At 53.3% G+C, this 25,408-nt stretch carries 16 protein-coding genes; 1 reads left to right on the top strand and 15 read right to left on the bottom strand.

The features are described from left to right. Positions 1–172: 172 nt before the first annotated feature. From CFI03_RS24415 to CFI03_RS24360, 12 genes are all read right to left on the bottom strand, one after another. Entirely contained in the window at positions 173–1,108 is a 936-nt protein-coding gene (locus CFI03_RS24415) for a carbohydrate ABC transporter permease (RefSeq protein WP_116394298.1), read from the bottom strand. A gap of 11 nt (positions 1,109–1,119) precedes the next feature. Continuing rightward, a complete protein-coding gene (locus tag CFI03_RS24410; RefSeq protein ID WP_116394297.1) occupies positions 1,120–2,100 on the bottom strand; it encodes an ABC transporter permease in 981 nt (326 codons plus the stop codon). Between the two features lie 101 nt (positions 2,101–2,201). Next, positions 2,202–3,806: a response regulator transcription factor gene (locus CFI03_RS24405; protein WP_116394296.1), complete on the bottom strand. Its 1,605-nt coding sequence runs from the start codon at positions 3,804–3,806 to the stop codon at positions 2,202–2,204. A 2-nt stretch (positions 3,807–3,808) separates the two neighbouring features. Further along, a complete protein-coding gene (locus CFI03_RS24400) occupies positions 3,809–5,515 on the bottom strand; it encodes a sensor histidine kinase (RefSeq protein ID WP_116394295.1) in 1,707 nt (568 codons plus the stop codon). Between the two features lie 177 nt (positions 5,516–5,692). Further along, positions 5,693–7,702, bottom strand: a complete 2,010-nt coding sequence (locus CFI03_RS24395) for a GxGYxYP domain-containing protein (RefSeq protein ID WP_116394294.1) — start codon at positions 7,700–7,702, stop codon at positions 5,693–5,695. A 30-nt stretch (positions 7,703–7,732) separates the two neighbouring features. Next, positions 7,733–9,913, bottom strand: a complete 2,181-nt coding sequence (locus CFI03_RS24390) for a hypothetical protein (protein WP_205411934.1) — start codon at positions 9,911–9,913, stop codon at positions 7,733–7,735. 94 nt (positions 9,914–10,007) lie between these two features. After that, positions 10,008–13,007 (bottom strand): alpha-mannosidase, encoded by a 3,000-nt coding sequence (locus tag CFI03_RS24385; protein ID WP_116394293.1) that lies wholly within the window; start codon positions 13,005–13,007, stop codon positions 10,008–10,010. Between the two features lie 265 nt (positions 13,008–13,272). Further along, positions 13,273–14,736 (bottom strand): extracellular solute-binding protein, encoded by a 1,464-nt coding sequence (locus tag CFI03_RS24380; RefSeq protein WP_116394292.1) that lies wholly within the window; start codon positions 14,734–14,736, stop codon positions 13,273–13,275. Positions 14,737–14,829: 93 nt separating this feature from the next. After that, positions 14,830–15,753 carry a carbohydrate ABC transporter permease gene (locus CFI03_RS24375; RefSeq protein ID WP_116394291.1) on the bottom strand — a complete coding sequence of 308 codons (924 nt, stop codon included), beginning with the start codon at positions 15,751–15,753 and terminating at the stop codon, positions 14,830–14,832. Then, positions 15,750–16,748 (bottom strand): carbohydrate ABC transporter permease, encoded by a 999-nt coding sequence (locus CFI03_RS24370; protein WP_116394290.1) that lies wholly within the window; start codon positions 16,746–16,748, stop codon positions 15,750–15,752. Before CFI03_RS24370 ends, CFI03_RS24375 begins: the two co-directional genes overlap by 4 nt. Before the next feature lie 166 nt (positions 16,749–16,914). Then, positions 16,915–18,048, bottom strand: coding sequence for a substrate-binding domain-containing protein (locus CFI03_RS24365; protein WP_116394289.1), 1,134 nt, complete (start codon positions 18,046–18,048; stop codon positions 16,915–16,917). A gap of 162 nt (positions 18,049–18,210) precedes the next feature. Beyond that, positions 18,211–20,250 carry a glutaminase family protein gene (locus tag CFI03_RS24360; protein ID WP_116394288.1) on the bottom strand — a complete coding sequence of 680 codons (2,040 nt, stop codon included), beginning with the start codon at positions 20,248–20,250 and terminating at the stop codon, positions 18,211–18,213. Positions 20,251–20,438: 188 nt separating this feature from the next. On the opposite strand from CFI03_RS24360, the gene CFI03_RS24355 reads away from it, so the two are divergent. Then, positions 20,439–21,164, top strand: a complete 726-nt coding sequence (locus CFI03_RS24355; protein ID WP_116394287.1) for a TylF/MycF family methyltransferase — start codon at positions 20,439–20,441, stop codon at positions 21,162–21,164. Between the two features lie 814 nt (positions 21,165–21,978). On the opposite strand, the gene CFI03_RS31375 is transcribed toward CFI03_RS24355, so the two are convergent. The 3 genes from CFI03_RS31375 to CFI03_RS24335 all read right to left on the bottom strand — a co-directional run bounded on the left by CFI03_RS31375 (position 21,979) and on the right by CFI03_RS24335 (position 25,401). Then, positions 21,979–23,880, bottom strand: coding sequence for an ADP-ribosylglycohydrolase family protein (locus CFI03_RS31375; protein WP_116394286.1), 1,902 nt, complete (start codon positions 23,878–23,880; stop codon positions 21,979–21,981). Continuing rightward, a complete protein-coding gene (pnuC, locus tag CFI03_RS24340; protein ID WP_116394285.1) occupies positions 23,870–24,544 on the bottom strand; it encodes a nicotinamide riboside transporter PnuC in 675 nt (224 codons plus the stop codon). The genes CFI03_RS31375 and pnuC overlap by 11 nt, the downstream gene beginning before the upstream one ends. Before the next feature lie 86 nt (positions 24,545–24,630). After that, a complete protein-coding gene (locus CFI03_RS24335) occupies positions 24,631–25,401 on the bottom strand; it encodes an NUDIX domain-containing protein (RefSeq protein WP_116394284.1) in 771 nt (256 codons plus the stop codon). Positions 25,402–25,408: the final 7 nt, after the last annotated feature.

Raw genomic sequence — 25,408 nt, 5'->3', positions numbered from 1 at the left:
CGGACATGAAGAGGGCGATAACGAGCAGGAGCAGGCCAATCAGCGAAATTGTTTTTTTCGTCTGCTTCATAAAGAGATGGACCTCCCAATAGTTGATTTGTATGCTTAACCGGATTGCCGGCTACAGCCAAATGCAAGGCAGATCGTTCCGGCGCGATAGCCGGGAAAGGAATTAGCCCTTCACCGCGCCAACCGTCAGGCCGCGGACGAAATATTTCTGGAAGAACGGGTAGGCGAACACGATCGGGCCGATACCAACCACGACGAGCGCCATCCGCACGGTTTCGCTGGGAAAGTTGAACATGCCGCCCGCCCTGGCAATCTCGGCCGCAGCCGTCGGATTGCTGGAGAGATACTGAATATTCGCAAGCATTTTATAGAGCAGGTATTGAACCGAGATGTTGTGATCGTTGGTGATGAAGACGAGGCTTAGAAACCAGTCGTTCCAATACGTCAGCGTCTGGAAGAGCGCCACCGTCGCCAGTACCGGCATGGATAGCGGAAGAACGATGCGGATGAAGATCCGCAGCTCGCCGGCTCCGTCGATCTTCGCCGACTCCAATACCGCTGCGGGTATGGTCTCCTTGAAAAAAGTCCTTACGATCAGAACCCAGAAGGAAGACACCAGAAGCGGCATAATGAGCGCCCAGAGCGTATCCTTCAGATTCAGCATCTGCACGTAAACGAGATACCAGGGAACAAGCCCCCCGGAGAAGAGCATCGTAAAGAAGACGAAGAAGGTGAAGAATCGGGCGTGCGGAAATTGGCTGCGCGATATCGGGTAGGCGTAAAGCGCGATGATCAGCATGCTGAGCACCGTGCCGACGACCGTAACCGTAATAGAGATTCCGTAGGAATACGCGATCTGTCCGATGTCCTTGTAAAGGAAGGCATAGGCGGCCAGATTGAACTTCTCCGGGATGAATCGGTAGCCGTGCGTCAGGACGGATTTCTCGTCCGAGAACGATACGGAGAGCAGCAGCAATAGCGGGATGACGCATAGGGCGGAATAGAGGATGAAGAAGATATTGATGCCGCTTGAAGCTGCGGCGGACAACCGGTTTTTCGGATTCGAGCCCGCAGTGTTTTTGTCGGAGATGGCAGCCATCCGGTTCCCTCCTAGAATAAGGCGTTGTCGCTGTTGATCCGGCGAACGACCCAGTTGGATAGAAAAACGAGCGTGAAGCCTACAACGGATTGGAACAGCCCGGCGGCAGACGAGAGGCCGATGTCGCCGACGGTGAGGAACGTACGGTAGACGTAGGTGTCTATGACGTTCGTCACGGGGAACAACGTGCCGGATTCACGCGGAACCTGGAAGAACAGTCCGAAGTCGGCGTTGAATATCCGGCCGATTTGCAGCAGGGTCATGATGGTGATAACCGGCATAATGAGAGGGATCGTGATACTCGTCATCTGCTGCCATTTGCTTGCTCCGTCGATCGTCGCCGCCTCGTAATATTCGTCGTCGATGCCGATAATCGCCGCCATGTAAACGACCGTATAGTAGCCCATGCTCTTCCATGTATTGATGAGCGGCAGGACGAACGGCCATACCTCCTTCGTGAAGTACCAGCGGACCGAGTCGAGACCGAGTGCGGGCAGAAGCGTGCCGTTCAGATAGCCGTGCTCATCGCTCATGAAGCCGTATACCAGGTAAGCGATAACCGTCATCGAGAGGAAGTACGGAAGGAACATGATTGTCTGATGCAGCTTGGACAGGAAACGGTTCTTCATCTCGTTCAACATAAGGGCGAAAGCCAGCGGGAAAATCAGATTAAGCACGATGAACGCTGAATTGTACAGCAGCGTGTTGCGGATGATGATGTACGAATCGCTGGATTGAAACAGAAATTTGAAGTTGGTAAGGCCCGCCCAGGGGCTGTTCAGAATACCGATATCGAACCGGACCGACTTGAATGCGATTACAATACCGAGCATAGGGATATAATTGTTGAAAATGAGCAGCAGCACCCCGGGAAGCAGCATCAAATAGAACATCCAATAGTTTCGGATCAGGTAGGTGAGCGTCCTTTTCCGCGTCCCTTTCCGCGTCTTGGCTCCCGTCGCTTGCAGCGGGGCCGCTTCCGCATTGGCCATGTTAGGTCCTCCTTGTCTATCGACTATAGCTATAATCGTACACAAAAAAAGACACCGCACTCTAGCGGCGTCGTTACCACCTTATTGCTCCGGTGACATTTTTACCGAAAATCCTGGTATTTCTTGCGGTAATCTTGCGGCGTCATTCCCGTTGAACGTTTGAACTGCTTGGAGAAGTGGGAGAAGCTCGCATATCCGACGGATATCGCGATATCGCTGATTTTATGGTTCGTCAGCTTGAGCTCGGATATGGATCTTAGCATGCGCCGATCAACCATGTAGTCGGTAAGCGACTTTCCCGTCTCCTTGCGGAAAAGCCGCGACAGATAGGCGGGGTTCAAATAGACATGCCTCGCGATCTCCTCCCGGTTCAGGTCATGCTGCAGGTTCTCCTCGATGTACGTCTGTACCTTGGCGATCGTATTGGACACGTCCTTTCCCTGTTTAACCAGGCAGTCCGATGCTTTGGCGGCAAACTGGATCGTCCATGCCTTCATCGCTCCGAGCGACTTCATCGCATGCTCGCCGCTGTGCCATTCCTCTTCCGCATACACCGTTTCAACGGGTACGGAGCGCCGCTGCAGCACCTGAAAGACGGTGTGGACAAGCCCGAAATAGTAGCTGACCATATAGGCATGGTCGACCTGACCGAACTGGAGTCGGTCGAACAAATCCTCAATGTGGCGCTTCAGCTCGCATGTCTTGCCCTGCTCGATGAGCGCCGACCATTCCTGAAAATTCGGCTGGGCGGTAATGGATTTCTTCTCCCGCTTATAGTCGGATAGACGGAATACCCGGCCGGTCTGGCAGACGTTGGAGCGTTCCAGCTCGCCGAGGCTCTGAGCCCCGAACCGCAGCGAGGCGACGGGAGCTGCCTCGCCAATGTAGCAGGAGACGACGGCGTACAGGTATTCCGAGCATTTGCGGATATATTCCGCGCACCGCTCCTCAAGTGTACTCTCGTCTTCCCCCGACGGCTCGTAGAGGAGGGCGAAGAGGATGCCGCCTGCGTCTTGAATAACGTGGCCGGAGCGGTCTCTCAGTATAATGTCCGCCGCGGCGTTCTTCAGCGCGTAGGTCATAATTTCTTCGTCGCGCGCGTTCCAATCCTGCGTCCACTGCTCCACGCTGATCAGGAGCGGCTGTACGCGCTTGCCGATGTCAAGCGGAATGCCGTACAGCTCGAACAGCGGCTCTAGCTTGTCCGCCGAGGCTGGGATGCGCAGTCCCAGAACGTCCTGCCACAGGCGCTCGACGAGCAGCGGAAGCTGGCGGTTCCATTGGTCGAAATAGTAGGCATACGTCTTGAGATACGCCTCCTCCTGCTCGCGCCTGCGAACCGCTTCGACGGCTTTCTCCACGCAGCTCTTCAGCACGTCATGATCGACCGGCTTGAGCAGATAGTCGAAGCTGCCGAGCTGGACGGCCTGCTGAGCGAAATTGAAATTGGCGTGGCCGGTCAGGAAAATGGTTTCCGTTTGAGGCGAAGTCTCGTTGACCCAGGCGAGCAGAGTGATGCCGTTCTCCTGCGGGATGTCGATGTCGGAGATCAGGACGTGAATGGGGTGCGCCCTGAACACCTGCCGCGCCTCCTCGGCATCGTATGCGGTAAAAATATTCGCCAACGGGAGGGATGACCAATCGATCCCCTCGACAATACCGCGGATGGCTATATCCTCGTCGTCCACTACAAGCAGGTTGTACATCGTCATTCTCCTTTCGGTTCCGGAAGCTCGGGTTCTGTCGATACCGGCAGCCTGATCGTGACGGCCGCTCCGCCATCGTCCGTATTTCGGAAATCGACACGCGCGGCACCGTCGTACCGCAGCTTGAGCCGCTGGATGACGTTGGCAATGCCGAGCCTGCTCGAATCCGCGGAAGGGAGACCCTGTCCCTCGTTCAGCCGCCGCAGCACCTCCTCGGGAAAGCCGTCGCCGTTATCCTCCACGGTAATCTGCATAAACGCCCCCTCCTCCTCGAGCAGCTCGCCGCGGATCCTGATCTCAAAAGGCTTGCGATGATTGACGAAGCCGTGGATGATCGCATTTTCCACGAACGGCTGGATCGACAGGGCAGGCATCAGACTGCCCTTCATGCGGCCCGGAATGTCGAATACGCTGCCAAGCTTGTGCGGGAAACGGAACTTCTGGATCTCGAGATAGTTCGCGATATGCTTCAGCTCCTCCTCAAGAGTGATCAGCTCCCGGTTGGCCCGCATGATAAAGCGGAAATAATCGCCCAGATGGAGCGCCATCTTTTTCACCGAATCGGTATCCTTCAATGCCGCGAAGTTATAGATGATGTTCAGGCTGTTCATATAGAAATGAGGGTTGATCTGCGCCTGCAGCTGCTTCAGCTCGATCTTCTGAGCCTTTAGCTGCTCCTCGTACACCCCGATTCGAAGGCTCTTGATCTGCTCCGCCATATTGTTGAAGGTGTTCGCGAGGAAGACGAACTCCAGCGTGTTGTTCGTCTGAAGCCGAACGTTGAGCATACCGAGCGAAATTTTCTTCATGCCGCTGATCAGCTGCTGCAGCGGCTTGAACAGCGTACGCCTTATGAAGAAGAGGTAGAGGGAGAAGATGAAGATGACTCCAACCGCCATCGCATACGTCAGCAATTGGAAATAGGGAAGGCCTTGCAAAATATAACTCTCGGGAATAAGGATGCTGGTCGTCATATCGGCCACCTCGCTGGGCCGGTTCATCATGAGGTACCGTTTGCCGGTCTCCCCGTCTTTCACGAACCGGTACGGCGCGTTTTCGCGGATCAGGTCTGTCCGATTCAATTGCACATGGCTGTCCGTTCCCTGCACGCCTAGACGGGTGCCGTCCGAGCGGTAGATGGCGGCTTCTCCGATATCGCCGTGCGACCATTTAATCGACAGCTGATTGGCAATCTCCGACATGCGGATAATCGCGCCGACGTACAGTCCGGTATCAGGGACCTCGCTTACCTGCACGAGAAAATTGCCGCCCTCGATTCTCCGGTCGTACCACAGCAGCCAGCGGCCCGGCGTGCTCTCGTCCACGATGCGCCGGACGTTATCATTTAAGACGTTCTTGAGGATGCCGTACTGATTCTGGGAGCTGGTGCTCAGGATGAGTTCGTTGGAGTTAAAGAGAAAAATGGTGTCGATCACATTGTATAAGCCAATGTCGCGGTTGATTTTAAGCTGGATGCGAACCTTGGTCAGGACGTAGTTGTCGCTGCCCGGAGGGAAGGAATTGAGCACGCCGACGTCGGTATCGTAGACGCCAAGCTTGTTTAAATAGTTCGTAATGTCGTTCAGCGTCCGGTCCGTATGGTCGGCGAAGATATCCAGCGTATTCCGGTAGGTCTCGGTTACCTTGTCCCGGACGACGTTTTTGGCGTATAGGTTATTGCCGATGAAGAACAGCACGCCGGGGATCATAACGACGAAAAAGCTGATGATCAGCTGGGTCTTAATCGATAGCTTCAGTAAGCCTCTCCTCCTGCCCGGAAAGATATGTTCAGTCTATCAAGCGAAAGCGTTTTCAGCAAGGGTAGCATTAGACCTAAAAAAACAGCCATGCATTCAACAGATGCATGGCTGTCTCTATGGATTTTTTCAAGGCGTCACCGGAAGGCCCTTGCTCTCCCTCATCAGCTGGAAGTAGACATCCGGACGGACAAATACAACGTCAGCGTTATCTTTGTATAGATTCATAGCGTTGATAAAGTTCTGATAGCTGACCTGCCAAGGGTTGGCCTGTATGGAGACAAAAGATGGCGACTTGCCGTCCCATCTCTCGAGACCGTCGGCAATGCCGTTTGTCAGGTCACTCTCCGCGCTGCCGTACGCGACGTTCAGCTCCTGCCCCGGCATCGAGTTGCCGTAGACTCCGATGGAACCGGTACCGAACTGCGAAGTGAAACCGAGCAGCGACGGGGCATGCTTGGCAAGCTTTTCGGCTACCTCCGGCTTAATCTCGCCCTTCACGTAATTCCACACCGTCAGTACGTTTAGACCCGCCTGCTTCATATAATCGTTCGTACGCTCGATAAAGCGGTCAAGTCCGTCTTCCTTCTCCCAGAAGTTCGGGTACGTGTAACCCACGCCGGACGGACCGGAAACAAAAGCATCGTTAGGCGTAGCGTTTTTGTACAAATAATTCAGCAGGCCCGGCATCGTATCGACCATCAGCGGCGAGATCGTCCAGCCAAGCGGCACCTCTCCGCGGTTCGGCGTATTCCATACGTTCCAGAAGGCATGCTCCATGTACTGCAGGTTGTCGCCGTCACTCAAAATAAACGAGACATACACTTTATTCTCGAGCTTCGGTTTCTCCGGCGCCTTCGGCTTCGCAATCGACCTCGAGGTGCCGCTGAGCACGCTAAGGTTCGAGGAGAAGTCGCTGGCAACCGTCGCAAGCCCGTAATCCGACGTCTTCTTGACGCCCATCCCTTCATCCGGCCACCAGCCGAGATAGAGTCCCGTCCCGTAAGGCATATCCTGCAGGAACTTATCCAGCAGCGCCGACTCACCCTCATCCGCCGGATTCAGCCAGACCACCGCGGCGTCCATTCCCATTGCATAATCGCGAAGATAGGATTGGATGCCCGGGTCAAGGCCAACAATCGCTTTATGCGTTGTCTGCTTCCAATAGCGGTCGTACAGATAACCGTATACCTCCAGCTTGGAGCCGAATTTGCCGCGCAGGTCCTCCAGGATTGGCAAATTATACGGCGCGCTTGTCAGCTTATCCACGAGGGATGGCGGAGCGACAATGGCGTTTTTTAATCCCGCAATCGTAGTTGCCAGATTAATCGTATCCGGCTGCTGATCATCGTAGACGATGAGCCCCTTCAGCTCGGACCGGTATTTGTTCAGCAGCTGCCAGTTATCCTTCACCTCGGCATATTTCAGCCCCAAGTCATCCAGCAGGGCGGTACCGGTAGAGCCCCGGACATTGTCCGTATACGAATAAATGCGCGGTTTCGTCTGATTCACGACGCCTTTCAAAGAGGTGAACAATAAGTTCTCGTCTTTGCGGAGCGGCCAGAATACGCCAGCATCAAACAGCTTCATCGTGGATTTGCCGGTCCATAACACCTTGAATTCCAACTCATGCCCTTCTCCCGGCGCGTTAAACGAAAGCTCAAAGCTTTGCGACGCATTCGGCAGCCGGAAATCCCAGTTGCGGACTTCCATCGAAGCAAGAACGGCATCCGCCGTCTGGTCCCGCACCTCGAGCGTGGCGACAACGCCGTCCTCATCCGCAAAGTTATCGACCTGCATATTAAACGCGGCTTTTATTTCTCCCGCCGGTATTTCCTTGCGCCCCGTTACGTCCAAAATTGCCTTGCCGGCAGCATCGCTTCCCGCTTCCGCCAACCAGCCGTCTCCGTCCGCTTTGCCCGTGTCATGCCCAAACGCTTCGTTCTCGGCCTGATAGTAATAGCTATCTGTCGTATAAATGAGATCAAGTGTTTCGGCCGGGGCTTGAAACGTCGGCAAAGCCTGCTTGCTTGGCCAGCTGACCCCTTCCTTCTTCTCCGGCCATGCCAGATACGAGGATACGGCAGCAACGAGGATAACGGCCAGAGAAATGCTAATGATTTTACCTTTGCCCTTCACTCGGTCTTCCTCCCCCTTGATAATAGTCCGTTACCAAATCACCTTTACCGACACGCCGGCCGGGTCATTCTCGTAACGGAAAAGCACCGTCGAGCTGCCTTCGTCCCACTTGAACTCCAGCGGCATCCGAATGGAGGTCGCTGCTGCGCTAAAAGCCACGGTTCTGGGCTTGCGCGGGCATTGGAATCTGGCGGCTGCCTGAATGCCTTCAGGACCGTAAGCCTTAAAGCTAAAGCCGTCATCATTCTCTTCCACACGATCGATACGGGAAGCAGCAGCGATCAGCTGTACGCCGCACCCCGCTTTGCTCAGGTCATAGAGCAGCGCTTGCTCGCCTTCGTTAACCGTAACCTCATCCACAACGGGGAGGTTGGCATTCAGCAAATCGACCAGCTTGCCGTAAATTTTATAAGGCTCTTCGCTCACGGACTCATCCAGCACGGCAGCAATAATGTAAGGGCCTCTGCGCAACGCCATGCCGTTCTTTTTCTCCCAGCGAAGAGAGTTCTCTACTTTTGTAATAGCGGAGGCTACCGTGTGTCTCAGCTGCTCGCCAGCTTCCGGCAGGACTGCGCATTGCGACGGATGCAGAGGCAGGTAAGCCAGACAGCCTTTGCCCACGGCATATTCTCCCGGAGCCAGCGACGTCTCCAGACCAAGACTTGCGAATAAATGCTCCATTGGCGAAGCAAATTTCTTGCTGCCCTGATTCCACCATTCGCGAACGGTATGGAAGTCGTCGCTGCCGTCTCCGACGTAGATCAGCGTGCCGCCTTCCTTCACCCATTCCGCCAGAACATTATGCAGACCGGACGATTCCGGCTTCATATATTCATAGCTGAGCACCAGGACGCGGTAATCGTCCAGATACCCCGGGAATCTTCCCGCATTGTCGAGCTGAACCGGACGGACGGCTGCGCCATGCTTGAGGAGCGGCAGCGCAAGGCCGTAAAACGGCGACCAGTCTAGCAGCTCCATAAACTCGCTGCCAAGCGCCGACGCAACCTCCGTGCCATCGTATTTGAAGGAAGTAGCTTCTTCGCTCCAATCCGGATGGTTACGCTGATACATCGCCGAATCGGCGAGCAGCAGACCTACCTGTAAGCTGTCCGTCAGCCATTCCGCATCGAGCCCATCCATGGTGCCAAGCACGTTTAATACCGTTTGCAGCTCCGTTGCGTATGCGGCCGGAATTCTCTCTTTGCCATTCCCGCCTTCTCTTGGGTACTGTCCCTGATAGATCCTTCTTGGCCAAGGGCATACTTCGTAACGGCTTACATGCGGATGCAACAGGGATGCGACCAGCGTGCGGATATAATTGCTGCGGTAGTCCTTCCACGTATGCTTCGGATCGTCGGCAATCGGGTCATGCAGGAACCACATTCTGCGGTCGGTGCCGCGGACAAGCTCCTGCATAATGCCGTATTCCAGATAGGCCGTCTCAAAGGTACGCTCCTTGCGGACGCCGTTGTACACATTTGGCGTTTGCGCCGTTCCCGTCCATACCTGCGCGATATAGCCGTCTACCCCCGGCAGCTCAAGCAGCTTCGATTCCGGGCTGACGATCCGCCATTGCGTATAGTTGATAAGGCTATGCGTCGGCACGTAAAAGCGGATCCGGCGGCCGTACTTCTGCATCGCATATTCCTTGAGGGTACTGCAAATCCGGTCAAGCGTGCGGGTATACAGGTAAGCCTTCAGCTTCGAAGCGCGGTACTGCGCGTCTACCGAAGCATGCGGAGCCTGCCAAGGCTCGCGGTAATAGATCTCCCATTCGCGCTTGAACGTATCCGAATAACCGCCCTCCACCCAGAATTCCGGCTCCTCCAAGTGAATGGCTTCTACGCCGGCGTCTACGGCGATGCGGATCCGTTCGGTCAGAAAATCGGCGTAAGCGATCGTAGGAACCATATAAGGAATATCCACGGAGGTGCCGTGAATGATATTTTCGTATTTTCGGTTTTTCTGCGCTTCATCCCAATGTTGCCGGCCGTCGACCTTACCGTTCAGATAGTCCTGATAACCGCCCCAGGACACGCCCGTCATAAGATGAACCACATAGCCCTTTTCCTTCCATGTCCGGATCCGTTCCTGAAAATCGCCGTGGATGCCATAGACCATAACGAAGTCTGTCTGCAAATCATAGGACGGATGGTAGGGTCCACCCTCCTGAAAGCCCGTTAACTCTTCCTGCCGATTCTTTCTGATCATGACTGCAACATCCTCCTCTATCCATTCGCCTATTAGCCGAAAATAAAACAGGAGGGAGCCGTTACGCCTTCCCTCCTGATTGACCTAACCGTGACTAGAGCTTCACGCGAAGCGACTTGATCTCGAACGGTTGGAACGACAGCTTCGTCCCAGCCTCTCCGATCGTATTTTCCATAAGATCCACTTCCTCGACGAGCGAGACCGGAATCCCGAAACTAACCGATGTTTCGGCAAACGTTCCGGACACCTCGTACAGACGGATAATGAGATCATCCGAATCCTCGGCTTTTTTCACCGCTTCAATCATGACATGCGGATGATTCACTTGAACAAGAGAGGCAAAGGAAGCCGTGCGTCCTGCGGCCGAAGACGCCCGAGAAGGCTCGGCCACCGTCAGCGGCGTATTCAGCTCATACCCTTTGCGGTATACCTCCGCTTGGATGAAGTCTCCGCGATGCGGATAAACCACATAGACGAATTGATGTTCCGCGCGGTCGGCAACCGGATCCGGATAGCCTGGACTGCGGAGCAGATTGATGTCCAGCACGTTCCGTTCCGCGCTGTAGCCGTATTTGCTGTCGCTGAGCAGAGCAACGCCGTAGTCCGGCTGCGACAGGTCGATATATTGATGCGCGCATATTTCATCGCGGACAAATTCGATCATCGTGTTCCTAGTTGTCGGACGCTTCAAATAACCAAATTGAATCTCGCAGTTCACATGGTCGGACATGACCTGAACAGGGAAGGAGACACGCAGCATCTTCTCCGATTCCTTCCAATCCGCCTTGGATTCAAACCTTACGGTTGTTGCTTCTTCATCCAGCACAATCCGCTGTACCAGCGTGGATTCGCCGAACCGGTAATGCTGCTCTAGCACCGCCTTGCCTTGCTCAACCGAGAAGGAGCTTTCTTCAAGCTTCATGCGGCCAGCCACCGTCTCCCGGTAATCCCGAGGGAAATCCCAGGCATCGCCTTTGTCGTGATAGACGGTCAGCACGTTGGCTTTCTGGCCAGGCATAATCGCTTCCCGGCCTGCGGCTTTGTCGTACAACGACTCGATACTTCCGTCCTGTCCAAAGCGAATGCGCAGATTCTTGTTCTCAAGAAGCTGCTCGCCTGCGAGAAGCCCGGATTGTTCCGTCCGCTCCCGGCGAAGCTCCGCCTCCGCAAGAGACGCAAAGCCCATTGCCGGCACTTTCACGGCATAACGGCTGCCCTTATGCTCGACAACCTCCTCGCGTTCCCACGGCAAAGAGTTAAAGACAAGCGCCTGACCTTCACGTGCTCCGGCGAGCTCCGCGACTTTTGAATAGGTTTGCGCAATCAGCTCCCGCGTGCGGCCATGCATTGCGGCATAACGCTCCAGCGATTCTTCAAAGACGCGAGTAATCGAAGAGCCCGGCAAAATATCATGGAACTGATAGAGCAGCGTTTCCTTCCAGATCCCTTCAAGCTCCTCGGACGGGTACGCATTCTCTCCCATGGCAAGCAATAGGGAGGCCGCAAATTCAAGCTCGCGGAGCGATTTCTCCATCTTGCGGTTATACCATTTGTTCCGGGCCTGCGAGGTCAGCGTACCTTGATGCTTCTCCAGGTACAGCTCTCCGCGGTACGTCTGGAAGCGCGCTCTCTCTTCCTCAAGCTTATGGAAGAAAGACAAGGAAGACTCTTGAACAACCGGCGGCAGTCCAAGAAGATTATGTTCGCGCGACAGCCGTTCCAGATGCTCCTCGCCCGGTCCCCCGCCGCCGTCGCCGATCCCGAACAGCATCAAGGCATGCTCGGATACGTTGCGGTCGAGATAGCTGTTCTCAATCTTGGCGAGCGATCTTGGCGCGCCCGGGCTGTTGTACGTATCCTCCGGCGGAAGATGCGCCAGCACCTTGCTTCCGTCAATACCCTCCCATTCAAAGCTGTGATGCGGATGCGTGTTGTACACGTTCCACGACAGTTTCTGGGTCATCATATAATCGACGCCCGACTTTCTGAGCAGCTGAGGCAAGCTGGCCGCATAGCCAAATACGTCCGGCAGCCACAGCACCTTCATCTCCTGGCCGAATTCCTGCTGGAAGAACCGTTTGCCGTACAGGATCTGGCGAACCAATGCTTCGCCGCCGGAAATATTCGTATCCGGCTCCACCCACATCGCGCCTTGTACTTCCCAGCGCCCTTCCTGAATACGCTCCTTAATCCGGTCGTACAGCTTCGGATAATACTCTTTCATCCATTGATAGAGCTGCGGCTGGCTTGCGCCAAATACGTAATCCGGATATTTCTCCATGTTCGTAAGCACGGTAGAGAAAGTTCGTGCGCCTTTCCGGATCGTCTCGCGGATGGGCCACAGCCACGCAAGGTCGATATGCGCATGGCCGATTGCGCTGACCGTCACAACGGGATCGCCGCCTTTTTTGGCAAGCTCCTTGGCCAGAATTTCTCTCGCCTGCCGAGCAGTCTCTTCATCAATCACTTGCAGCTTATGAGCCGCGTCATAGAGGCTTTGAATCAAGCGTTCTCTTCTCGCACCGTTCTCCGGCGTATGCTCGGCAAGCTCGATAAGCACCTCGTAATCGTAATACAGCTGCCGGATTTCCTCGTAACAGATCGCGATATCGGCTTCCTTCAAGGTGCCGCTGCGGTATCTGCCGAACAGGTCGTTACAGCCGGCATCCGCCCACAGATCAATCTGCTGGCCTGCGGCTTCATAACCAAGATCAACGACGCGTTTGCCAGGCAGGCCAAGGCTGAAATCAAATTCGGAGTTGATATTGGTAAGACCCTGCATCGGCGAGCCTTCTTTATCGACGAGGCACAACTCACCGTTGACGTCAATCAGCATGACGGCTTTTTTCCCGCTAACGACTTCAGGTACAATCCCTTCAAACCGGAACCAGGCGCAATCCCACAGGTTGCCCCATTTCGCGCCGGGCGTAAGCTCGACAAGCTCTCCGGAGGTCCGCTCCGCGTATGGCACCGGCTCCTTCGTTACCCAGGCGGTTACTTTCAGCGAGGAGACGGGTTGGTAGATCGCTTCGCGTATGCGCGGAAGGAGATCCTTCGCTTTCTGCAGCTTAATTCGTGTCGTTTCGTATGGCATAAAGTCACTCCTGTGAAAAAAAGAGGACTGATTAACAGTCCTGTGGCCGGAAAACAATTAGCGTTATTGAGCATTTTCGGGAGAGTGGTATCTCTTTACGCCGCTGTTGCCCTCTGGAAATTCTGATTAGATTATTAAGTGGAAATTTCCCTCAGGCAAAGGCGGGCGCTCCGCTCTTAAAAGAGATACCACTACTCCTTTTCTGCTCAACGATAATTCTTTCTGGCCGTGCAGGACGCGTTAAGAAAGTCCTCTTTTTTGATTTTTATTGTTTGGTAATTTGTTCCGCTTTCTTTTGGGCGTCGTCGAGAATAGCTTTTACGTCGCCTTTGGTCATCAGCGATTTCACCACCGCGTCGCCCCATACTTGCCATACCTTGGAGTTGTCTTTCGCAAAGGTAGGAAGACCTTGGACATTGCCGTTCATCGCTTGGTAATGCAGGTACATTTCCGGATGCTTTTGCTGGTAATCATGCGCCTCAGCGATTTCCTTCAGAATCGGGGAACGAACGTTGGAGTCCGCAATCAGCTGCTGAATTTCCTTGCTGTACATCGCTTTGATATACTCGAAAGCCGCGTCTTTGTTCTTCGCGTCCTTCGGTACCGAGTGGAAAGCCGCGCCAATCGTTACGTTGGCAGCCGCTCCGTTAGGCGACAGAGGAATCGGCGACATGCCGCACTCCAGCTTATTGTCTTTACACTGCTGTACTTGCCAAGGACCGTCGATCAGATAAGCAATCTGGCCTTTGTTCCATGCATCGAAATACGTGCCTTCCGTATTGTTGACCATCAGACCGGCCGGATGATCCGCATTCAGCTCGCGGAGCAAATTAACCGTCTCTACGTTTGCATCGGAGTTGAAGGTCGGCTGACCGTTCGCATCGGCATAAGAACCGCCGTTAATTCCGATCAGTGCGCCGTAGCGCAGGTATCCGCCGAAGTTAGGACCGGCGTAAACGCCGCCGCCATAGAACTTGCCTTTGCCCGCTTCCGTTACTTTCTTCGCATTGTCAGCCAGCTCTTGCCAGGAAGTAATCGGCTTCTCCGGGTCGATGCCGGCTTCTTTCACCAGCTTCTTATTCCAATACAGGCTGCTTACGCCAGGCTGCGAAGCAAGACCGTAAATTTTGCCGTCGTATTCCATTGGCTTCCATGCCGCAGGCGATACATTCTCACGGATTTCCGCAGCCATATCGTCCGGGAACGGCTCAAGCAGCCCTTGCTGCGCAAAGCCTGGCATTTGCGTTTCGCCTACGATAATATCTGGAACGTTTTTAGCGAGGAAGCCTGCCGTTTCTTTCTGGATCAGCGGCTCTCCCCAGCCCCAGTCTTCGGTTTTCACGCTAATATTTTTCTCATGCAGTTTGCCTGCGATAATTTTCTGGTAATGAAGCGGGAATGCCGCTACCGGGTTGCCCGGCGTATAAGTAACGTCAATGCCTTTGCCTTTCAATTCCTTCTCTTTTGGCGCGAACAGATCGTCCAGCTTGCCAACCCCGATTCCAACAGCTCCTTCGTTCAGAACCGTAATCGTTACCGGATTGCCCGCTCCCGTGTCCGTGCTCTCCGACGGAGACGGTGAGGCTGAAGCGGATTCAGCCGGTGTCGCCGAGTTTTGCGGCGAATTGGTAGCTGCCGAATTATTGCCGTTATTGTTGCCGCCGCAAGCTGATAATGAAACCGTTAATAGTGCAGTTACAAGCAAGGATGTGATCTTTGTCCTTTTCACATGGAACCCCTCCAGATTAGGATAACTGACTTCTTGGCATTAATATATCATGACTATTTGTTATATTCAATATGTTATAACAAATATTTTCCCTTAACCTTTTATGCCTGTATTGGCGAGACCCTGCACAATGTACTTCTGGAAGAAGAAGAAAATAAGCAGCGCGGGAACCGTCATGCCGAGACCAAGCGTAATAATAAGCGGCCAGTTCGGAATCGCCCCCGGACTTACGGCAGCCGAGGACAGCCTTGTTATCGCGGCAGGCAGCGTCTGAAGCTTATCCGAAGAGGTATAGAAGAACGGCGTTGCAAAGTCATTCCATGTCCCAAGCGCCGTTGTGATCGCAATAAACGCCATAATCGGCAGCTGCAGCGGCAGCATGATTTGAAAGATTATGCGCATGGTCCCCGCACCGTCCACCTTAGCAGCTTCATCGAGCTCGAACGGAATTTTCTCAATGGACTGCTTAACGAGGAATGCCCCCATGATATTCAAGCTTGGTCCGCCGATGAAGTATACCCACCACGTGTCGAGAATCCCGGAGCCCCCGGTGAAAATATGGTTGCCCCCGGCAAACGGAAAGCGCGCAAATTCCAGATAAGTCGGAATGAGGGCGATCGTTCCCGGAATCATTTGCGTCCCCAGCAGGACAAGGAACAGCTGATCCTTCCCTTTGAAACGCAGCCTTGCGAACACATACCCGGCCAGCAAAGAAGTCAGAAGCGCCCAGAAGGTGTTGTAAATCGTGCGGTAGCCGGAGTTAATGAAATATTTCTGTATGCCTGCGTCGGCAGAGCCGTAGAACAGAACTAAAAAGTTCTGAAGGGTTGGTGCTTTCGCAATCGGGAACAGTCCGATGATGGAGCTTGTGAACTCATCTTTCGTGAAGAAGCCGGCCAGAATCATAAAGACCAAAGGGTATAATAGGACAAGTCCGATACCAAGCAGAACCAGATGGGCAAACAGATTGCCCGGCTTCAATTGAAACGCCAGTTTTTTGGATATGGATTCTCTCATGCTTTAGGACCTCCTTTAACACCTTTAATCTTGATCGTTGTGCTTCTGTCCGAATTCGTCGACCAGCGGTAATAAGCGATGGTAACCAAGAAGACGATAACCGCCATAATAAGCGAGGAGGCCCCCGCCATGCCAAGGTTGAAGTCCCAGAACGCGTCGCGGTAGATGCGGAATACAAGCACTTCCGTTTTACCGTAAGGACCGCCGCCCGTCATGAACAGCACCTGCTCATATATCTGAATCGCGCCAATCAAGCTTGTAATGACAATGTAAGTTGCAATCGGCTTCAAACCCGGCAGCGTCACGTTCCAAAGCTTGCCCCAGCGTCCCGCTCCGTCGATCTCCGCCGCTTCGTACAAGGAGACGTCAACGGACTGCAGACCCGCAAGCCAGATCAGCGCCGCGCCCCCTACGCCCTTCCATACGGAGTAGACGACGATCCAGAACACGCCCCAGAAAACGGAATATTGCCATACGATGGGTTCCTTGCCGATTGATTTTAGAAAGTTATTAATAACGCCATTGTTGGTATCGAGGAGGAGATTGAAAATCTGCGTAGTCGCAACCGTTGACGTAACCGCCGGAATGTACCAGATGGACCGGTAGATCCCTTTGCCGAACAGCGGCATATTCATCAGCAAGGCTGCTCCAAAGCCGGCAATCAGGGTAATCGCGGTAACAAGTCCCCCAAGCCAGATCGATCTCCATAAGGCTTCGTAGTAAAGCGGATCGTGGAAAAATCGAACGTAGTTGTCAAACCAGACAAACTTCGGATTGGCCGCAATGCCGATCCAGTCGAAAAATCCAAGGAAAAAGCCAAATAGCGTCGGGAACCCCGACAAGACAAGCCACCACAGAATCATTGGACTCAAGATAGCCGTCGCGATTAAAGCATCTTTGTGTCTGACCGCAAACTTTTTGAGAGAGGACTTTGTTGATGCGTTTTGGACTGGCAGATGCAAAGATGCGGTTTCTACAACTTTCCTGTCGTTCATAATCATCTTCCTCCTTGCTTGTTTTAGACTTACTCAAATGCTATAAAACCCCTATACAATTAATTATATTTGTTATATCAAATTAGTCAAATAAAAAAAAGAAAACCCGCCCCCCTTGAAGTGCAAGGGAAACGGGTTTTCTCGTATGTTTTGCATGTACAACGGCTTATGCTTTCGCTTTTGCCGTAGTTTTGCGTTCAATCAGGGTTGGCTTCAAGATTTTCTTCTCGAATTTGATCGGCTGCTTGCCTTTATTCTCGATGACTTGAAGCAGCAGCTGTACCGCTTCGGCCCCCATTTGATATTCCGACTGGTCGATATGCGTCAGCAGGCTGAACTCCTCGAGCAGCGGTGTCGGGTTATCAAACGTCACGATGGAGATATCCTCCGGAACGCGAAGGCCAACCTCCTTGGCAATCGATAAGATCTGAACGCCAAGCGAGCAGTTAAGCGCGATATAAGCGGTCGCCATCTGATTTTTCACGAAGCGGTAGAACGGATGCTCGGGACTCATGCCGCCGCCATTAATATGAATATCATTCAGAATGAGCGACGGGTTAATGAGTGCTTCCTTCTGTTTCATGGCTTCCTGGTAGCCTTGGATCCGTTCGTCTACGGATACCGTCATAAGCGGCGAGTCGGAGCAGATCGCAATATTGCGGTGTCCCAGCTCCCACAAATGATCAACCGCCAGCATCGTGGCCAGCGCGCTGTCCGAAGCAACAACGTTTGTCTCCACGCCCGGCAGGTACCGGTCAATCAGGACAAACGGGTAATTCTGCATTTTGAGCGCGATAATCTCTTCGTTATAGACCTCGGCGTCGACAGGGAAAATAATAAGCCCGTCAACGGTGTTCTTCATCTCCCGGATAACTTCCTTCTCTTTCTCCTTGGAGTTGTTGGTCAGCATAATAACAAGCGAATAACCTTTGGCTTTAAGGCCGTCCGTTATCCCCGCTATTAAGCGAATGGCAAAATAGTCGGCAAGCACCGGGAACACGAGACCAATTTTCACTTTAGGTTCCGACTGCTCTCCGCGCGCTTCGCTGACCGGGCTGACTGCCATCTGCTTTTCCGGAATGCCTTTGACGAAGCTGCCTCTTCCCGGAATCCTGTAGATCCAACCATCCTTCGCTAGTTCGGCAAGTGCATTCACAACCGTAATCCGACTGACGTCGAATTCGTCCATCAGATCTTTTTCCGTCGGGATTTTATCGTCTTCTACGAGCTCCCTGGAGATGATCAGATCTTTGAAATGATTCTGTATTTTAATATACAGAGGCTCTCTATCTTGACTCACGCGTAATCCTCCTATCCGGACCGCAATTCATAGGTTATAACAAATATACCATATTCGGGTTTATTAACAAAATAGTTATTTAAACAATTGTCTATTTTCTTTTGTAGAGCAAAAACAAGGGCGCACTTCACATGCGCCCCTGTCCGTCACAGGATCTTAGATTTACTTTCCTCCGTTGACGGAAGAAACCGCTTGGAATGCCTTCATAACGCCTTTGTCCTTCAGCACCTTCATAAAGATGCCGCCAACGACCGTCCGGTGCTGGAAGCCGATTTGACGCGCGGTAACCGTATCCGTCCAGTCGGAGAACTGTACGCGGTCTTCCGTCTCGTTCAGCATATCCCAGATCGGGCTGACCAGCTCTTCGAAGTCGTTCCGGTTATCCGACAGCGCGGCCGACCAGACAAGCCAGTCGTTCTTCGTATAGTTGGCGCGGTTGTCGAGCGGCGTGCCGTAATCGTTGCTCATTTTTTTATACCAGCTGATCTCATTGTCAATCATCTCTTTGGAGAACAGCTCCGTGCCGAACAGCACATCCCAGATCAGGTTGTACTTGAGGCTCCACGTGCCTTCCGAGCCAAAAGCCAGCTTCGTATGGTCGCCATCCGCCGCAAGCTGCTCCCATTGCACGGCCATTTCCTTCGCCTTGGCCATGTAACGGCTTGCCGTTTCTTCATCGCCTTGCAGCTTCTTCAGGATCGAATAGCTCGCTACGCCCATAACCGCCTTCACGGACAGGTTCGCGTTGCGCGCAAGATGGCCGGCAAAGTCATCCGTGCACAGCTGGTTTTCAGGATCCAGGCCGAACTCGGTCAAGTAGTCCGCCCACTCGCCCAAAATATCGATATGGCTGAACAGGTAGTCGCGGTTGCCGCCGGCAAGAGCGACGGAAGCCGCCATGCAAAGCATGTTGCCGCATTCCTCAACCGGCATTTGTCCCTCGCGCTGGTTCTCGCTGTATACCTGGCCGTTGCCGATCGGGTATTGGCCGATATCATGCGGCGCGAATTCGAAGGTCCAAGCATCGCTCTCCGCGTATTTCAGAATCGGACGAATCATCCCTTCCACCAGCTCCGGTGCGTACAGCAGGAACATCGGCACGGATGGATAGCTGACGTCAACCGTAGCCATACAGCCGTTGCTGTAGCATTCCTTGGACAGGAACAGAATCTCGCCTTCCGTATCCAATACGAGCTTATGCGCGGCGATGGCCTGACGGTAGGATAACGCGAGAAGATCCGCATAACGGCTTCCGCCGGATTGTTCGCCTTCGGCAATGATTTGTTTATCGAAAGCAGCGCAGCGCTCGAGCAGGCTCTCATATTCCGAGAATGCGGCCGCAATCATTTCCTGCGTGCTTTGTCCGTTTCGTTTCCAATAAGCTTGCAGCTTCTCGCCGAAATATTCAATCGCGATCACATCGTCGTAAGCGAGCACGGCCAAGCGTTTTTCCGTTACGGAGCCTACGCTGCCGATGTTGTAGACAAGCGCCATTACCGGCTGTACGTCCGAAACAACCTGAGCTTCCGTCTGTGCCGGAGATTCGGCCAATTTCTCGTTGCGAACAAAGTTTTTGCGGATATGCGCAGGCGCTATGTAGCTGCTCACTTGATCGGATTTCTCCGCGTTCAGGTAGAAGTAACCCCAGTCAATGCGGTGGTCGTCGCCGGAACCGTTCACGGGCTCTTGCGTCTCATGAGCGATCTGCAGAGAGATCAGTCCATCCGTTTCCTGCTTCTTACTGATAACGGCTTGCTTGGATTGATCCACGCACCATTCGCCGGTAACGTCGAAGTAGATCTGTACCTCATGCTCCTCGCCGTCGGTCGAGCGTACTTCGAAGGCTACGTAAGAAGCCGGTCTCGACAGCACGTCCAGGTCATTCAGAAGCAGTGGAGACGTAAAGCGGACCGTCAATTCGATTCCTGCCGATTGGAACGTATAAACCGTGCTGAGCGGAGATACGGATACGCTCTTCTGCTCCATCGCCTGCGGTTCCGTGTAATAGCGCTCCGCGTTAGGCTCTACCAGCCCCGCAAACCGCTCGACCATTCCGTCAATTCGGATCAGGCCGGTCATGGCATGCCGTTGTCCCGTCCAATGGCGGGTAAAGTCATCCGTAAGACGGTCCGCTTGGGACCATACACTGAAATAGGGATCTACCGTTACGAGAGGGACTGCAGGAGGACGAATTGCGCTCATGAAAACAACTCCTTTATCATATTAACATTTGTTATAATGGATATATTATAATGCTATATTAAATTTTATGTCAATGAGCAAAAACGGGCGATGTACAGGTTTTTCTCCCTAGTAGTCTTACACACAATCCAATTCCAAGCTTGGTTCATATTCATACCTTAACACTAAGAATGAAAAGGACTGTGATTATGCCCAATCTAGCAGCAGAGATGTATTTGGAATTATTGAAAAAAACGATTCTATTTGAAATCTGGCTGGAGCATGAGCCCGGCGCCACGAAGGAGAACCGCCTTCAAGGCCTCGATTGGCCCATTATTGCGCATAGCATGATCGGTCGGATCCGGATGAACAACCTCCATATGCTGATGAATGACGTCATCGCCAACAACGTTCAGGGAGACTTTATTGAAACCGGCGTATGGCGCGGCGGAGCATGCATCTTTATGGCGGGTTATTTAAAAGCGCATGGCGTAAGGAACCGCAAGGTGCTTGTGGCCGATTCCTTCGAAGGACTGCCAAAGCCTGACCCGCAATATCCGATCGACGCAACCTCCAAATTCCACGAGCAGGACTTTTTGCGCGTTTCCTTGCCCGAGGTTCAGAGCAACTTTAAGAAATATGACTTGTTGGACGACAGCGTTGTCTTCCTGAAGGGCTGGTTCAAGGATACGCTGCCTACGGCGCCAACGGAGAGAATCGCCATTGCCCGCCTCGACGGCGACATGTACTCCTCCACCATGGACGCGCTGAACAACCTCTATCCGAAAGTATCCGTCGGCGGCTATGTCATCATTGACGACTACTCCATCGGCTACTGCGCCGCAGCCGTGCATGATTTCCGCGCTGCCCATAACATCACGGACCCGCTCGTAACAATCGATATTACCGGCGTGTATTGGAAAAAGACGAAGTAAGCTTGAGGGGGTAGAAGGAGCAACCGGTGGTTGCTCCTTTTCGCTGCGGCCAGTTGGCTGCCAGATCTGGCCTGATTTGGCAGCCAACTGGCCGGATCTGGCTGAACTCCCCCAGCTTCCCCCATAGCGGGATTCCTTAACGATACGCCGTATCGTTAAGCTGCTGGAATCGGGCCGTTGACGGTGGCTTAACGATGTCGCACATCGTTAAGACCAACGGAATTGGCCGATTTCGCGCTTTTTTATGCTCAGCGAGACTCCTTAACGATATGGCATATCGTTAAGATCTCTGGTTTGGGCTCAAGACGCCGGCTTGACGATGTCCCACATCGTTAAGGTTGGCGAATTTGGCCGATTTCGCGCTTTTCACGCTCAGCGGGATTCCTTAACGATACGGCGTATCGTTAAGATCTCTGATTTGGGCTCAAGACGCCGGCTTGACGATGTCGCACATCGTTAAGGCCAGCAGAGTTCGCCGATTTCGCGCTTGCCGAAGAGTGATTACCGCTCACGTTGGATTCACTCCAGCGTGAAGGTACATTCTACCCGGGTTCGCATTCCTACGTTGGATTGCGTACAGCAAAAACGGGCTGAAATCCACCTTACTAACCTCCAAAGCATAAATTTAGTGGACCGAATCCAACGTAGAGAGACGCAGCAACAAAAAAGAGTAAATTTACTGGAGGATATCCAATCTATCGAGAGTCCCCCTTACTACCTGCTGCAAACAGCTGACCTTTTCAAATAAAAAGAGGCTCCCAAGGTCATCCAGGATGACTTCGGGCAGCCCCTTTATCCTATCGCTATCTATCGTCTACAGCCTCTCACTTTCTCGCAATGAGAGAAGTGCGTCTCCCAGCTCAACAAGCTCCTGTCTGAGCAGGATTTTATCCGTATACTTGGATGGAATCCCGCCGTATCCCCAGTAAATACCGGCCAGTCCGCCAGCAATTGCGCCTATCGTATCCGAGTCACCGCCTTTGTTTGCGGCTCGCTGCACCACATCCCCGAAGCTCTCAGCCGCAAGCAGATGATGGACAACCCATTCCATCGTGTGAACAACAAAGCCATCCGGCGGAGATGCCGGCGCGGCACCGTTCAGCAGCTGTTCATAACGGGTTCCGGTTATTTCGGCTCGGATAGCAGCAGCCAGCTGTTCCCCTTCCAGCAGTCGAGCGGCAATCCGGTTATAGATGAGGCAAGCTTCCGCCGCCAGCGGATCCTCATGCGTCATCTCCGATTGACGTTTCGTTACCTCTTCCATCAAAGCCGCATCCCCATAAGCAAGAGCAACTGGCAAACAACGCATCAACGTTCCGTTCCCCGCTGTTTTTCCGCCGAGCAACATACCAGCCTTTCTCGCCGCACCCGTCCAGCTTCCGTCATAGAGGCCAATTACCGTCCGGATGATGTTGCCGATATCCTTCGGATGGGTAGCCTTCCACGCCATAAAATACTCACCGATCGCCTCGATCGGATCCTGCGGATTGCGCAAAATCCCCCTTGCTACCGCTATTGTCATCGCCGTATCATCCGTAATCTCTCCGGCTTCAAGCTGCCAGACGCCTCCGCCAACGATCTCCTCCAGCCAGCCGTGCTTGCGCCAGATTTCCGCTTCGCTCATAAACTCCGTTGTTCCGCCCAGCGCATCGCCAACCGCAACCCCAAACAAGCCTCCAAGAATTCGGTTTCTCATCAACGTAACACCGCATTCATATGGATTTCTGTATTTTTTGTATCTCCCGAGAACGGCTTTGACCTGCTGCACCCTCTCCTCTAGGCTGCCGCGAAGCGGAATAAAAGGAATCTTGCGCTCAATCAGATCCGCCACAATCTGTTTCTGGAAAATAGATCGGTTGACCTCACCCGAGCGGTCCGGCGTATCATCGTACGGAATATCGTCCTCGCATAAGAAGACGAGGTCATATCGCGAAGCGCAGCGGACCGCCAGCTCCTCTAGCTTGGGATGAGCTTCACCATGATAGTAGAGCGAAAACATATAAGTCGTAATCGCATTCGTATCGACAAACAGCACATTTCTTGCTTCAAGCAGCAAACGCTCCTCCCGCTCCAGATGGCCCTCCGCAATCTCGACCAGCTGCTCCAGCGTCAAGCGGCGTTCGCTCTGATGAACCTCCCAATATTCCCGGCCATACTCCGGCATCCAGACCGTCTGCAGCTCTTCGGCCATACGGGCGGCAAGCGTTGTTTTGCCGGTAGAAGGAGCTCCGAGGAATACGGCATTCGTAATAAGATCCCGGTAAACGACCGGATCCACCAAGCTTTTATTTTCAAACAAACCCTCTCTCACCTTCGTGCCGGATACGGGAAACGTCTCTCGAAGCGGATCGACCTGACGATTAACCGCCCCAAGTGCTTCGCTCATATGCTCGCCGTAGAATTCGCTAGAGTAGAAATGAGTAATCTGCCTACCTCCAAGCAAACCCAGGATATAATTCTCCTGTACACGCTTGATCTCTGGCGTATCCCCGCTGTCCGACGGACCATCCCAAGCTTCCAGCACTTCCACAGTTGGATACAGCTTGCGAATCCAGCGAGCCCGAACCGATAACGGCACAGGAGTCACCTCCGGACTGTCGTAAATAACGACAATCAGATGGTCAACCTCGCGCAGCGCCGTCTCCACCACATGTTGGTGTCCGCGATGAAACGGAGCAAATTTGCCCAGCGTCATTCCTACTTTTTTAACCGGCATACGTGTTCACCTCATCCTGCTGCGCCTGCATAACTGAAGCTCTTCGCGCATATTCCCGCTTCCACTCCACAAGCCCCATAACCGCAATTCCGAGAAAAATAACATATAAGAACGAAGTCGCGTAAAGCTCCTTGTAGTCATACATCCCAATCGAAAGAACGTCCACAACGATCCAGAAATACCAGCTTTGCAGGATTTTGTACGAGAGCAGGAACTGGGCGACCAGGCTTAGTGTAGCGATAAAAGCATCCAGATAAGGAATAGACGCATCGGTATAACGCTCAAGAATGTAACCCCACGCCACTGTGAAAACAACCAGGAACGCAAGTAGCAGCGCAGCCATTCGCGGAGTCCAGGTTCTTGTTGGCCGAACAGCCGCACCTTCTCGTTTGGTCATCCATACAGCCCAGCCATAGATGCTAAGCACGAAAAAGAATACCTGCAGCGTCATATCCGCATACAGCTTTACTTCCAGAAACATATAGAAAAAGCAGGCTACGTTGACCAAGCTAATCGGCCAGGTCCACATTTTCTCCTTCGCGGTCAGCCATACGGCCGCCAGCCCGGTTGTTGTAGCCGCAATCTCGATGGCGCTCGACGATGTAAAATAAGCGACCGCCAGGATCGCCGCAAGCAGTCCCAGCATCGATAGATTTTGTTTCATTAGAATCTCCTCCTAAAATGAATGATCACCGAAATGGCCGTTTTCTGGCCTATAGTGATGATTCATACCTCGTAAGCATTCGCTCATTAACTATAAATCGAAAGCTCCGGCACAAAGCCTGTAAAACGGTACAGCTGCGCCGCACGCTGCGAATACTGATTGGATTGCTTCAAGCTTCCGTCCGCGTGGCGGACTTCTTCAATTAGTCCTTTGCGGCTTTGCGTGGAGGTCACTTTGCGGATAAAGTTCTTCTCCTCAAACGCCGGCACAACCGTCTGAATGATTTGATACAGCTCCCCAATCGTAAATTCCTCCGGTAAAAACTCCTTGGCAATTGGCTCAGTCACCATCTGCTGCTGAATCCGCCGGTAAGCGTCACGGATAATGTCATGATGGTCAAAAGCCAGCTCCATCTCGAGCGCTTCGCTTAGCGGAAAAAGCTGCACGTCTTCCGCATCGTCCGATGCCCGCCTGTCTCGTAGGTATCGCTCGTTCACCAGCGCGCAGAACGCATGGCTGATCATCCAGCCCCGCGGGTCGCGTCCCGGCTTGCTGTACACCTTCAGAAACTCCATGTGCACCCGCTGGACACCGGCTTCCTCCTTCAACTCCCGGATTGCGCATTCCTCCACCGTCTCCGTCTCCCGGGTAAACCCGCCAGGCAAAGCCCATTGACGTGCAAAAGGCCATACTTTCCGCCGAATCAGCAGCACCTGAAGCTCCCTGTTCGGAAGAGCTTTCTTTGCCGACTCCTTCTCCTGGGAGGTAATCGTAAAAATAACAATATCCGTAGGCGCACCATCGGGAGTCCGGTAGTTACTGGCGGAATAAGTCGTTTCGTTTTCGTTCAGGTTCAAGGTACTG

The sequence above is a fragment of the Paenibacillus sp. ATY16 genome (assembly GCF_003399985.2).
GTDB lineage: Bacteria > Bacillota > Bacilli > Paenibacillales > Paenibacillaceae > Pristimantibacillus > Pristimantibacillus glycanilyticus.
Note: the sequence above shows the minus strand (reverse complement) of the source record. Positions and strands in the feature narration are given on the sequence as shown.